General features: G+C 39.8%; 10 protein-coding genes and 1 pseudogene. 8 read left to right on the forward strand and 3 right to left on the reverse strand.

Translation table 11 applies throughout. The annotated features are described in order from the left end of the window. Positions 1-3: 3 nt before the first annotated feature. Positions 4-951 (forward strand): protein translocase subunit SecF, encoded by a 948-nt coding sequence (gene secF / locus J3455_RS06905; protein ID WP_130050431.1) that lies wholly within the window; start codon positions 4-6, stop codon positions 949-951. 61 nt (positions 952-1,012) lie between these two features. Here secF and J3455_RS06910 read toward each other — a convergent pair whose 3' ends face one another. Continuing rightward, positions 1,013-2,509 carry a mannitol dehydrogenase family protein gene (locus J3455_RS06910; protein WP_349561402.1) on the reverse strand — a complete coding sequence of 499 codons (1,497 nt, stop codon included), beginning with the start codon at positions 2,507-2,509 and terminating at the stop codon, positions 1,013-1,015. 17 nt (positions 2,510-2,526) lie between these two features. Next, a complete protein-coding gene (locus tag J3455_RS06915; RefSeq protein WP_349561403.1) occupies positions 2,527-4,239 on the reverse strand; it encodes a purine-cytosine permease family protein in 1,713 nt (570 codons plus the stop codon). Positions 4,240-4,851: 612 nt separating this feature from the next. Between J3455_RS06915 and J3455_RS06920 the strand changes: the two genes are divergently transcribed. From J3455_RS06920 to J3455_RS06940, 5 genes are all read left to right on the forward strand, one after another. After that, complete coding sequence (locus J3455_RS06920) at positions 4,852-6,201, forward strand: carbohydrate porin (RefSeq protein ID WP_286259883.1); 1,350 nt, start codon at positions 4,852-4,854, stop codon at positions 6,199-6,201. A gap of 392 nt (positions 6,202-6,593) precedes the next feature. After that, complete coding sequence (locus J3455_RS06925) at positions 6,594-7,550, forward strand: sugar-binding transcriptional regulator (RefSeq protein ID WP_130050435.1); 957 nt, start codon at positions 6,594-6,596, stop codon at positions 7,548-7,550. A gap of 125 nt (positions 7,551-7,675) precedes the next feature. After that, positions 7,676-8,227, forward strand: a complete 552-nt coding sequence (locus tag J3455_RS06930) for a hypothetical protein (protein WP_286259877.1) — start codon at positions 7,676-7,678, stop codon at positions 8,225-8,227. Between the two features lie 87 nt (positions 8,228-8,314). Continuing rightward, positions 8,315-10,105: a GGDEF domain-containing protein gene (locus J3455_RS06935; protein ID WP_130050437.1), complete on the forward strand. Its 1,791-nt coding sequence runs from the start codon at positions 8,315-8,317 to the stop codon at positions 10,103-10,105. 83 nt (positions 10,106-10,188) lie between these two features. After that, the gene (locus J3455_RS06940) at positions 10,189-11,019 is read left to right on the forward strand and encodes a substrate-binding periplasmic protein (RefSeq protein WP_349561405.1); all 831 of its coding nucleotides are present in this window, start codon (positions 10,189-10,191) and stop codon (positions 11,017-11,019) included. A 36-nt stretch (positions 11,020-11,055) separates the two neighbouring features. Here the strand turns inward: J3455_RS06940 and suhB are convergent, their stop codons facing one another. Beyond that, on the reverse strand, positions 11,056-11,859 hold the full coding sequence (gene suhB / locus J3455_RS06945; protein ID WP_130050439.1) for an inositol-1-monophosphatase: 804 nt from the start codon (positions 11,857-11,859) through the stop codon (positions 11,056-11,058). Positions 11,860-12,100: 241 nt separating this feature from the next. Here suhB and J3455_RS06950 point away from each other — a divergent pair. Then, a pseudogene (locus tag J3455_RS06950) lies at positions 12,101-12,447 on the forward strand (four helix bundle protein). A gap of 163 nt (positions 12,448-12,610) precedes the next feature. Then, positions 12,611-13,333, forward strand: a complete 723-nt coding sequence (gene trmJ, locus J3455_RS06955; RefSeq protein WP_130050440.1) for a tRNA (cytosine(32)/uridine(32)-2'-O)-methyltransferase TrmJ — start codon at positions 12,611-12,613, stop codon at positions 13,331-13,333. Positions 13,334-13,464 lie beyond the last annotated feature (131 nt).

Below are 13,464 nucleotides of genomic sequence, written 5' to 3' on the forward strand. Positions count from 1 at the left end.
AGCATGCAAATTTTAAAACTCGGTGGTAAAACACTCCCGTTTATGAAGTTAAGAAAGTTTGCCATGGCACTATCAACTTTGTTGATTTTGGCTTCTTTCGTATCGTTTTTTACTAAAGGCTTAAATTTTGGTCTCGACTTCACTGGCGGTACCGCTGTTGAGGTAGGCTTTACACAGGCACCTGATCTTAAAGAAGTTCGTGATGCAATCACTGAAAGTGGCTTTGAAGATTTTTCGGTGCAACTGTTTGGCTCAAGTAAAGAGATTCTAGTGCGTCTTGCTCCGCAAGGTCCTGGCGTAAAAGCAGAAGTAATTGGTAACCAAATCATTACGGCATTACAAAAAGTTGAGTCGACAGTAGAAATGCGTCGTATCGAATTTGTTGGCCCAAGTGTTGGTGAAGATCTGAAAGAGCAGGGTGGCCTTGCCATGTTAACTGCGCTTATCTGTATCTTAATTTACGTTGCGTTTCGTTTTGAATGGCGTTTTGCGGTCGGTGCAGTATCAGCACTATTACACGACGTTATCATTACATTAGGTTTATTCTCAGTGCTTGGCCTTGAATTTGACTTAACGATTCTTGCGGCAATTTTGGCGGTAATAGGTTACTCACTCAACGATACCATCGTTGTATCTGACCGTATCCGTGAAAATTTCCGTAAGGTGCGTATTGATGACACGATTGAAATTATCGATATTTCATTAACGCAAACGTTAAACCGTACCCTAGTAACTTCAATCACCACTATCTTAGTATTGATTGCGTTATTTGGCTGGGGTGGTCAAACGATCCACGGTTTCGCAACTGCATTACTATTTGGTGTATTCATCGGTACTTACTCATCTATCTATGTTGCCTCAGCTGTAGCAATTGCAATGGGTGTAAGTAAAGAAGACTTAATTCCAGAAGTAATAGAAAAAGAAGGTGCGGATCTCGATCCTATGCCTTAACCAGTGTTACAAAGAAAAACCGCCATAGGGCGGTTTTTTTTTGAATAATATCTTTTTAAACTTACCTTACCTGATCCTTACTTAACAATGCTTCCATAATGTGCTCTATCGCCACTCCCGCATAAAGTTTACTGATGTAATATTTATATTCATCACAAAATGACTTGTTTTCAATAATTGGGCCGAAAATGCTCGGTTGCTCAAGAAAAGCGAGTGGTGAGATTCGTGATGCATGAGCTGCCTGCTGTAATGTTTCAGCTATATCATCGATAACCTCTAAAGGCTTACCTTGTTGCGATGAATGAGTGTCGCTGTATAAGCACCAAGCTGCAATCACTAAATTAGCAATTGGAGTATTCCCACCAATTTTAAAGTTTTCTAAAATAGTAGGCACTAAAAAGGTAGAGACCTTACTTGCGCTTTGAGAGCAAATTCGTGTAAGGCTGTCTTTGATGTTAGGGTTTGCAAATCGAGCTATCAGCGTTCGCTTATAATCACTAAGATCAATACCGGGCACGTCATCTAAAATAGGTGTTACTTCGTTATCCATGAAATTGCTTATTACTGCTGCAAATAAGGGATCTGAAATTGTTTGTTCTATGGTTTGATAGCCACGCAAAGAACCGAGTATTCCCAAAACAGTATGACTCGCATTTAACAAGCGAATTTTCATGGTTTCATAAGGAGTTACATCAGTTACTACTTGTGCACCTACTTTCTCCCAAGCTGGGCGTTGTTGACAAAACTTATCCTCGATGACCCATTGGTGAAAAGGCTCACAAGTGACAGGCCATGAATCGATTACTCCCATTTGTTCAGCTAGAGCAATATCTTTATCAGTGGTTGCAGGCGTTATACGATCGACCATTGCATTAGGGAAGCTAACTTGACTTACTACCCAATCAGCAAGCTCTGAGTCAAACGAACTAATGTAAGTAACTAACATTTTCCGTAGTACATCACCGTTGTGTTGAACATTATCACAAGACTGAATTGTAAATGGTTTTTTGCCACTTTTTCTACGGCGATCTAAAGCAGCAGCAAGGTAGCCAAAAATCAGCTTTGGCTTGTTTGGGTTTGCTAAATCATGTTGTATATCGGGGTTTGAAAAATCGAACTCGCCGGTAGATGGGTCATAATTATAACCCCCTTCTGTTATTGTTAATGAAACAATCTGAGTTTCATCAGCGGCCATTTTATTTATTACGGCTTCTGGATCATCCGGCGCTAAGAGAAAATCGGTTAAACAGCCAATTACTTGCACATCAGTTTTGCCACTTGGGTGTTTTACTAATAGAGAGTACAGATAATCTTGTGCTTCTAGAGATTGCTTAATAGCCCGATCAGCCTCGCGTAAGCCTATACCGCATATGCCCCAACCTAAATCTCCCGTATGGTTGATGTAGTTATCAGTATAGAAAGCTTGATGAGAGCGGTGAAACCCGCCCACACCAACATGGACAATCCCGGCTTTTAGTGATTGTCGGTTATAACGCGGCACCGATATAGATGTAGGAAATGAGCTCAGTGTTGAGTTATTTAAAGAAAGTGCGCTCATGTTTTGCCTCCGAGCAGTTAAACGGCTGAAAATTGTTTTTTACGTTGCATAGCCCAGTACGCACAAACGAAATAAATGATGGTACATGCGAATCCACTATTGAAAAATAATGTTCTATTGTATTCATATGAAGCAACATCAGGTGAGTAGAACATGGTATTTGCTGCTAGCACCACAGTGATACCTAAACTTAACCAAGTAACCGAAGTGAGTACTTTGGTTAGCAGACGTGTATCAAGAATAAATGATGGCTCATTGGCTGCTTGCTCGGCGTGAAATCTTTCTACTTTTTTATCAAAATTAGCAAGATCTGCTTCTTCTTCAGGATATTTATGTGCAGCTCCACTTCGTTTTGCTAAAAATATATATACGACAATACTGAAAACCCAAGTCGGTAAGAAAAGGTAGTAGAATGGGATTATATTGATCGCGTTTAATGTAAATCCGAAAACCAAACCAAGTGCCCACGCAATCACAGCCGCAGAGCTATGCTCAAGCTTTTTATAGGTAACCCAATAACGAGTTAGCCCTATCTTTGGAAATAAAAAGTGTTCAGCAAAAACGATGGCACCTACAGGTACGACTAAAAGCCCTGCGTATGTTAGTAATGGGAGTAACTTAGTAAATACAAATGGAAAGCAAGCAATTAAAACAGTAACTATGCCCACCAAAAATGTCGTTCTGGTACGCGAAAGGTTACTAAATATAGCTTGTGCAGCAAGACCTGCTCGGTATAAGTTTGCATTTGCTGTTGTCCAGCCTGCAACAATAACAATAACTAACCCAGATAATCCAAGAGCATGGAACGCAACATCACCTGGATCTAGCTCCGTAATAGACTTTTTCACAAGGACAGCTGTGCCCGCACCCATAATACCAGCGGAGATCCAAGCGATATAGTGACCAAATAACATACCTGCTGATGTACATAAGCCATAGCTTTTTTTCTTCGCGTAACGTAGTAGGGCCATGTCTATTAAACCAAAATGAGTAATCGTGTTCGCTGCCCAAGAAAAACCGATGACTTCTAACAGCCCAATGCCTGGCTCACCATTAGCATCTAACCCAGTCCATACGGAGACACTGCCAATGTGCATAAAGTCTCTCCAGCTGGAGACTGAGGTTTCACCAATTACAGAATTTGCAAGTTCAGGCATGAGTACTAACGGACCGCTGATGAACATAACAAATAACCATGGAGCACAAATACCTGAGAATTGCGATACAGCATTAAAACCATACATGGCAACCAATACAACGATAATGCCAACGGCAAGAACGACCATGACAAACCATGCGTTTGTTGGATACCAATTTAATTGAGCGGGAATATCAAGTGCAAAGCGAACAGCCGTTGCAGAGACGGTGATCATAGCTGCAGAAATGACTGTAAAGATTATTACGTTCGCCCAGTTATACAACCGGGTCATAGAGTTTCCTGCTATTTTTTGAAGGTAAGTATATAGACTCAGGCGTGTTTCAACCGCTATTGGGGTTGTGATTAGTGTCCAGCTCAGCACGGCGAGAATATTACCTATTAGTAAACCAAGCAGAATATCTGTCATGGTTGCACCAAGTGCAACAAAGGTTGCACCAAATACAAATTCGGTGGCAGCAACATGCTCACCAGCGTATAAACCTAAAAAATGTCTCCATCCTTTGAGCTTATGTTTTGCAATAGGCAATTGTTCTTCTTCTATGTGGTTTAGGTCTTTATGATCACTTTTCATAAGTAACGATCCCAGTACTTTTTAGGCATGCTGATTTGCAAGTGAATAGCTTAAACCGCATTTTTATTTGTGTGCTTATTGCTTAACACTTAAAACTTTTTATTAGACAAATAGAAAATTTCAAATTCAACATGCCCATGATTGTTGTCATTGAGCATTTACATAAAAGCAAATGCTTTCTTGGGCAAATCTATGCCTGTTGGGCATAATCCTACGTTGTTTGTTTTTTGTCAATGTTAATAAACTAGTCTGCTCAATCGGTTAATTGTTAATAATAAGTCGAAGTAATTACACTTGTTTAGCAAACTTAAACCTCATTAAATTATGCTTAGTTAAGTTATTAAATTTTATTTATTCTCATCAATGTTTTATTTGTTTTTGTTTTTGTCTGCAAGCACTGGTCGCATTAACGAGGATTAGTTTTATCCATTCCAATTTATCTTTGGTAGATTTCAATTTCTTTTTATTAGAATTTAGGCTCTATTTTTTGATGTTGACAAATATAGTGTGTGTTAGGAATATGCTCATACTGGTGTCATTTGCTCTTGTTGCGAGCGCTAGACACCAAGATACTGATTAAGCTAGGACAATTTTAAAATGGAGAGCATGCATATGAACAAAAATCAACAACCTAAGTTTTGTCGTATATTGAAAGGGAGAAGCTATCGATATTCTAATGTAGCTAGACTTAAATCTATTGCAGCCATTATGTTGCTGTATTCTCAGTCAGGACATACAGCTAATAGTTTTGATTTTCACAGCCATTTAAGTGGCGATTGGCTAGGGGCAAGAGATAAGCTAGCAGAGCAAGGAGTGAATATTCGTTTAGGCTACTTCAGCCAAACAGCGCATAACTTAAAAGGAGGAGAAAGCACAGAAACAGCCTATGCAGATCAGTTTTTTGTCGGTGGCTACTTTAATTTAGAAAAATTGGTTAATTGGTCTGGCGCCGAATTTAAAGTGGAGCTTACTAATCGTAATGGCGAGCTTATTAATGAAAAAGCAAATCTGCCTGTTTTGCTGCAATCGCAACAAATTTATGGTCGAGGCAATGTAACTCGTTTAACCCAATTTTCGTTAACTCAGCATTTATTTGAAGATCAACTTAGCATTAAAGTGGGTCGAATTTACCCAAGTGCTGATTTTTTTGCGATGAGTTGTGCCTTTCAGCACCTGACATTTTGTAGTGGTGGTTCATCTAATTATTTGAGTAGTAGCTGGTATGGTGACCCTCTTAGTGCATTAGGAATGCAATTAACATACAAAGTGACTGATAATTTGCTTTTTAAACTAGGCAGTTATGATGCAAATCCTGCAACCATGTCATTAAATCAGGGGCTAAAATTAACAACATCAGGTGAAATTAACGGAACTACCTTGGTTAGTGAGCTGGAATATAAAAGGGATTACAAAAATGGTTTAGATGGCGATTATCGGTTTGGCATTGTCCGTAGTAGTTTAGATAAAACTAAACTAGTCAATAACGCTGGTTATCCTGCAGGCACGACAAACGATATGGTTGCTATAGAGGATACTGATAACGCATTTTATTTTAATATTGAACAACAGCTTACTCGTAATGTATCAGGAGGTGGCTTACGTATATTTGCGAGTATGATTCATGCAGATAAAAGCATCAGTGCTATTGGCGAAGTTTTGGCTTTTGGCGGATATATTGATGCACCATTGGTTAGTAGACCAAACGATCGTATAGGTTTTGCAGTAGGTCGAAACAGTGTGAGTAATGATCTTAATGATGCTCAGCGCTTTTATAATGCTAATTTTTCAAATAATGAATTAATAGTAAGGGATCATGAGTACCCGATTGAGTTAAATTATAATTATGTTGTCACCCCGGCAATACAGTTAATGCCTAGTATCCAGTATATCATCGACCCTAATGGTGATAATGATGCTGAGAATGCAATGATTGCTGGTTTACAGTTGAGCTTAAATTTCTAGCTAAACCTTTTAAACCGAAGTTATTTGACTGCAAATTCTTGATTTTGTCGTTCAGATGCTAATAGCTTCAGGTTATTCACACTTTGTGAAATGCATAGGCACCTCACTAATTTTGAAACAAATTTAGTTAGGTGCTTTTTTAGTTTAGAGTGTGAACCCTAAAATTGTTATTCATGACAGATTATGTATAAAATAGCCGCTGCATAGCTGATTCTAACTTAACCTGAGAAGCAATATAGAGTCGATTTTTAACTTTGTTTGCAACCCAAGGGATGAGTACAGCACAATTATATAAATGTATTTAAAAATCCCTAAAAAGTAATAAATCTCTTGTTTAGCAGACTGATTTTGCTAATTATTTACCTCATTTATTGTTTAAACAGGCGTATAAAATGGCTTCAATTTCTAGCAGTGATAATCAAAAATTAGAAGAAGCAGCGAGGGCTGGCTGGCTCTACTATGTTGCTGGTAAAACTCAAGATGAAATAGCCAAGCAACTTAATACATCTCGCCAATCTGCGCAAAGGCTTGTTGCTTTGGCAGTATCACAGGGGTTAATAAAAGTACGATTAGAGCATCCAATTCGACGCTGTATGGAGCTTGCTGATGCACTGCAAAATCGATACGGTTTGCTTAGTTGTGAAGTGGTGCCTAGCGAGAGTAACGATATAAATTCTACTGTTGGCTTGGCTCAAGCGGGTGCTGCAGAAATCGAAAGACAGCTAAAACAACGTCAGGCAAAAATCATAGCGTTTGGTACAGGTAGAGTGTTGCGTGCATGCGCAGAAGAGCTCCCAACAATGCATTGTCCACATCATCGTATTGTATCTTTAGTTGGAAATATTGCTCAAGATGGCTCAGCAAGTCGCTATGGAGTTGCAATTCATGTTGCAGAAAGAGTTGGTGCGCAACATTTTCCTATGCCAGTACCCGTCATTGCAGGATCTGAAGCTGAGAAAGTAGGCTGGCAGCAATTAACGCATGTTAAAAATGTACATCAACTTGCATCACAAGCTGATGTTTCATTTGTTGGAATTGGTGATTTAGGAACTAATTCACCCCTTCACTTAGACGGCTTTGTTACTCGGCATGAACTGGCTGCGCTTGACGCTATTGGTGCTACAGGTGAAGTAATTAGCTGGATTTATAATAATGAAGGTAATCTTGTCGAATCAGAAATAAATAATCGAGTGACGAGTGCAGTACTTTCTCCCAGCAATGAAAAACGTGTTATTGGGATTGCAGCAGGTAACAATAAAGTGCCAGCCATTGCTGGAGCGATAGAATCTGGAATGATCAATAGTCTCATTACGAACGAACTAACTGCAGAGGCACTGTTGCTGAAGTAAATCTTGGTGTTATGAAATTGACTATACTTAACGAGTTACATGTTTTCAGTTGTTCTTGCATTTATGGTTACTCTTGCTACTAATGATTGTTTTAAAATGAGTTAAATCAGACTCTCGGAGAAATTATGAAACACCTAATGTTTAGTGTGTTTATACTTTTAATGCTTAGCGCTTGTGGCAAAAAAGCAGAGCCAGAACAGACTGAAATACAACAATCACCTGAGGTGACTCTAGGGCAGCAGTTCGACAGCTATCAAGGGTTGGCTTGGCAAGTTGTAGAAGCATTACAAAACCAATCAACTGCTCAGCAATTACAAGATCTGACGCTTAAGCTAATTAGTTCATCAACTGGTTTGTTTTTAAACCTTAAAGCACAGCTGCCAGAATGTGAGGCAAGTTTGCAAGCGATGGCAAACGCAACAGAGTTTCAGCAACAGCAAAGTGATGATACAGAAGCGTTGAAGAATGAAATTACGATTAACTTAGAACCGGAGCTTCCAGAATTTGCAGCTGCAAGTTGCTATCACGCGCAGCAGTTATTACTTAATCCGCTTGCAATTTATAAATTAGCTCAACAAACAAGTTTAGCACAGGATGATTACCAGAGCGCCAAACTAAAAATGATTGATAGTTTTGCCCGTATTAAACAGCTTGAGCTGATCACTGCCATTGACTAGTCTGCACTCGTCATCGCCTTGCCATAAAATTGTCATACAAGGTTGCTAATTTAGCCTCCTACTTGTATTTTTTAGGCTAGGTGTAAGGTGAACGCACAACTACAGCAGATCTTAGATAACAGTGCAATTGAAACCTTGTTTCAACCTATCTTTGACATTTCTAATCAACATATTTTGGGCTACGAGGCGTTAAGTCGCGGCCCGAAAGGGTCTGAGTTAGAAATGCCGAGTAGATTGTTCAGCGCAGCCATTGATTGCCATAAGATCTCTGAATTAGAGCTACTTTGCCGCAGTAGAGCAATTGAAAACTTTGTTAAGCTCAATCTTGAGGGTAAGTTGTTCTTAAACGTAAGTCCTAAAACTTTACTCGACCCTTGCCACCCTAAGGGTGAAACATTACATCTAGTTGAACACTTTGGCCTTGCAACTAATCGCGTGGTTATTGAGGTTACAGAGCAAGAAAAAGTGGATGATGGCTTTTTATTGTTAAAGACCATTGCCCATTATCGTGAGTTAGGTTTTTCGATTGCCATTGATGACTTAGGCGCTGGCTATTCGGGTTTAAAGCAATGGTCTGAGTTATGTCCTGAGTTTGTAAAAATAGACCGCTACTTTATCGATCATTGTGACCAGAGTGTCGTTAAAAAAGAGTTTTTAAAGTCAATTATTGAGCTTGCAAAAGCCACCAATACGCAAGTGATAGCAGAAGGCATTGAGCGGGCTGAGGAACTTCGTCTACTCGAAATTTTGGGCGTGCAGCATGCACAAGGTTTTTTACTGGAAAGGCCGAGCTTGCAGCCTAGTTACGAAATTAATATCCACTGCTTAAAGCACTTGGAGTCATCAGACAATAGCAATACATTTGAGCAGTCAATGGCGATTGGTTGGTTAGCAGTAGAACACGCCAACATTGAAGCAACAACACGCTGTAAAGATGCTCACAGTATTTTTGAACAAGATAAAACCCTAACTAGCCTTGCCGTACTAGAGCACAATATCCCCGTTGGTTTATTACATCGAGATCAACTCACTGAAGTATTTGCCGCTCCTTATGGCCATGCACTTTACGACAAGCAACCAGTTACTTCTTTAATGGATAAGCAGCCGTTAGTAGTAGACGAAAACGAGTTACTCGATACGGTGAGTCAGCAAATTACCGAATTTGAGTTTGATATTCGACGTCACATTGTGATCACCCGTAATGGCGAATACTTAGGCTTGGCACCACTACGTAATATCTTAAAACACATTACAGAAGAAAAAATCCGCCATGCACAACATGCCAATCCGCTAACTATGTTGCCGGGTAATGTCGCTATTAACGAAGCAATTGAACTTAGACTTCGCAATAATTACCCATTCTCGTTAGCCTATGTTGATTTAAACCACTTTAAACAATTCAATGACCTGTATGGGTACGCCAGTGGTGATAGCGTTATAAAGCTGCTTGCAGAAGTAATCGTAGAGGCCTGTAGTACTAGCAAAGGCTTTGTGGGTCACATTGGTGGTGATGACTTTATGGTAGTGTTTGATAAAAATGATGCAGAGCAAGTATGCCATGACATTATTGATAAATTTGAGCTGCAGTCTCGCGCCTTTTTCACCCCAGAGCATATGGAGCAAGGGGGTTACTGGGCAAGTAACCGAGAAGGGAAAAAGCAGTTTGTGCCATTACTTACACTATCAATAGGTTTGGTTAAGCCTGATTTGGAGCTTTGCATCAACAGCCACCAAGTTGCAGCGTTGGCTACTGATGCGAAAAAAGAGGCCAAGCGCTATCAGAGTAGCCACTTGTTTGTATGTAAACGTAGCCGACCAGCCCCCGCCGTGGTGCGTTTAAGCAGCCAAAAAGATGAAGCACTTACTATTAACTCATGAAGAAATTTGAAGTTTGCTTAATTTTACTTGTGTCCCTGTTTAACTGGGTGTAGCTTAAAAAAAACACATTAACAAAAATAACAATGAAGCGACTATGTAGTGCAATATTAATATTGCTGAGCCTAGGATACAGCCTTGCTACTGAAGCTAACAATGTGGTGAATTTAGCGGTTGAGCAACGCCCATTTTATAAACGTGATTATTATCTTCATGAATTACTGACAGCGGCGTTACGTGCCGGTAATTACCAAGCAGAAATCAATGAAGTACTTGTTCATCCTCACCAACAGCGTACTTTGCTTATGCTTGATGCAAAGCAAGCCGATTTGTTTTGGAGTATGACAAGCCCAGAGCGTGAACACTTAGCCATTGCTGTACCCGTCCCTTTGTTTAAGGGTTACATAGGCAAACGAGCGCTACTTACCAAACGAGCGTTTGTGCCTCGTTTTAAAGATGTAAAAACGAAACAAGATTTAGCACCGTTTACAGCTATACAGGGTCATGATTGGCCTGATACTAAAATTCTTGCGCAAAATGGTCTATCTGTCAGGCCGTTAGCAAATTATCAAGCAATGTTTAGTTTAGTGATCAGAGGGCGAGTTGATTATTTTCCACGTTCGTTCATTGAAGTCATTTCAGAAATGGAACAAGTAAAGAGTGACGAGCTGGTTATAGTGCCTGACCTTTATATTAGTTACCCAACAGCATTTTACTTTTTTGTCAGCAACCACAGGCCAGAACTCGCTGAGGTGTTATTGAAAGGACTCACCAAGATGAAAAGCATGGGCGAGTTTGAGCAATTATTTGCGAGCTACTTTGCTGAGGACTTAGCCAAATTGCCATTTAAAGAAGGTGAAGTAACAGAGATAGAACTCGATAACGATTATTTTCAGCCACAAAAAAAGGAGCCTTAGCTCCTTTTTGTATGTAAATCTGTATTACAACCGCTATTAGCGAAGTAGTGATTCAGTTAACACTGGGCGAATTTCACGAATGATCGCTTGAGTTAACTTAGGTGCGCCACAAATGATGTTGCCGCTTTGGTTATAGTTAATACCACCTGCGAAATCAACAACCATACCGCCAGCTTCTTTAACTAAAAGCTCGCCTGCCGCTGTGTCCCATGGCTTAAGGCCAATTTCAAAGAAACCATCAACACGACCCGCAGCAACATAAGCCATATCTAACGCAGCAGAACCTGCACGGCGGATATCAGCAGTTTGAATGAAAAGTGCTTTAAACGCTTCAGAGTATGCGTCTAAGTGGTGCTTTTGTTTGAATGGGAAACCAGTTGCAAGTATAGAACCTGCTAACTCGTTAGTTTTAGTTACGCGTAAACGCTTGCTGTTAAGCTGTGCGCCTTGACCACGTGAAGCAGTGAATAATTCACCGCGAATTGGATCATAGATAACAGCTTGATCTAAACGACCTTTAACTTTAAGTGCAATTGATACTGCGAAATGAGGGATACCCTTGATGAAGTTAGTTGTGCCATCAAGTGGATCAACAATCCATTGGTAATCTGCATCTTTACCTTTGTGCTCACCAAGCTCTTCACCTACGATACAGTGATCAGGGTAAGATTTTAAAATGGTATCACGAATTGCGGCTTCAGCTTCTTTATCGATGTTAGTCACTAAGTCGTTAGTGCCTTTTTGTTGTACATCAACTTTTGATAAATCTTCACTTGCACGAAGTAAAATTTTGCCTGCGTTACGCGCAGCGCGAACCGCAATGTTTAACATTGGATGCATAGCATTACCTTTGGGTTGTAAAAGAACGAATATATTTAAGCCGGCGTATTCTAGCGATTTCTAGCGTAAAGTAAACAATAAACTCGAATAAATTAGGTTGTTTTTTGTGCAGTTCTGATTTTGTTATTGATTTAATTTCAGAAGAATGGGTTAGCCGTCAGCCGTCAGCCGTCAGGTTTGAAATTTGCATTCTGAAAAATTCGTGCCTATATAAAGTTTTTATACTTAAAAGGATGCAAGTATGAATTTTGAAAAATTAGAGGTATGGAAGCGTTCAGCAAGATTAAGTGCTGAAATCTACAAAGAAACGACAGATCTAAATGATTTTGGCTTTCGCAATCAGCTCACACGTTCTGGTTTATCAATACCGAGTAATATCGCAGAAGGTATGGCGGGGTCAGCAAAAAAGAGCGGGTACGTTTTTTAGATATATCAAGATCGTCAATAGCAGAAACACGAACGCAAATTTATATCGGAATTGAGATTAAATATATTGATGCTGCCATAGGTAGAGCTTGGGTGAGTGAAACGGAAGAGCTATCAAAAATGTTGACATCTCTTATGCATAGGATCGAGGCTGATAGCTGATAGCTGATAGCTGATAGCTGATAGCTGATAGCTGATAGCTGATAGCTGATAGCTGATAGCTGATAGCTGATAGCTGATAGCTGATAGCTGATAGCTGATAGCTGATAGCTGATAGCTATGTTATAATCCCCGCAATTTTTGACTTTCAGTAAGTAACAACGCAATGACACTTGATGATATTCGTATCGTATTAGTAAACACATCACATTCTGGTAATATTGGCTCAGCGGCACGTGCTATGAAAACGATGGGCTTATCAAATTTATATCTTGTTGATCCTGCTTGTGAAATCGATAGTCATGCGAGTGCGCTTGCTGCAGGTGCCACGGATGTTTTAGGTAAAGCTGTGGTTGTTGATACGCTAGCTGATGCAATTGCTGATTGTAGTTTAACAATTGGTACGAGTGCACGTTCACGTACTTTATCTTGGCCTATGGTTGAGCCGCGTGAATGTGGTGAAAAACTAGTGGCTGAAGCTGAGCATGGTCCAGTAGCATTGGTATTTGGCCGCGAAAATAGTGGTTTAACTAACGAAGAACTACAACAATGTAACTACCACGTATGTATTCCTGCGAACCCTGAATACAGCTCGCTAAATCTAGCAATGGCTGTGCAAACATTGTGTTATGAAACACGTATGGCTTATTTAAACAAGCAGCCAAAAGCACAAGAAGAAGACGAAGCAACCTACCCAAATGCAAAGCAAACTGAGCTGTTTTACGAGCACTTAGAGCAAACTCTAAATGATACAGGTTTTATCATCAAGCAACACCCAGGTATGGTGATGACAAAACTTCGTCGTTTATTCAACCGCGCACGCCCAGAAGAAGCAGAGATGAACATCTTACGCGGTATTCTTACCTCAATTAATAAGTCTATAAAATAATCACAGGTTATAAGTATAATACTTGACTAAATTACTCAGGTAATTAGAATAGACCTAGTACTTGACCATTTTTGTCAGGTATTAGGTTTTATCAGTGGCAAGTATCAATTTTTATCAAGTGATAATACTTG

The organism is Pseudoalteromonas sp. NFXS39, assembly GCF_040148775.1.
Classification (GTDB): Bacteria; Pseudomonadota; Gammaproteobacteria; order Enterobacterales; family Alteromonadaceae; genus Pseudoalteromonas; species Pseudoalteromonas apostichopi.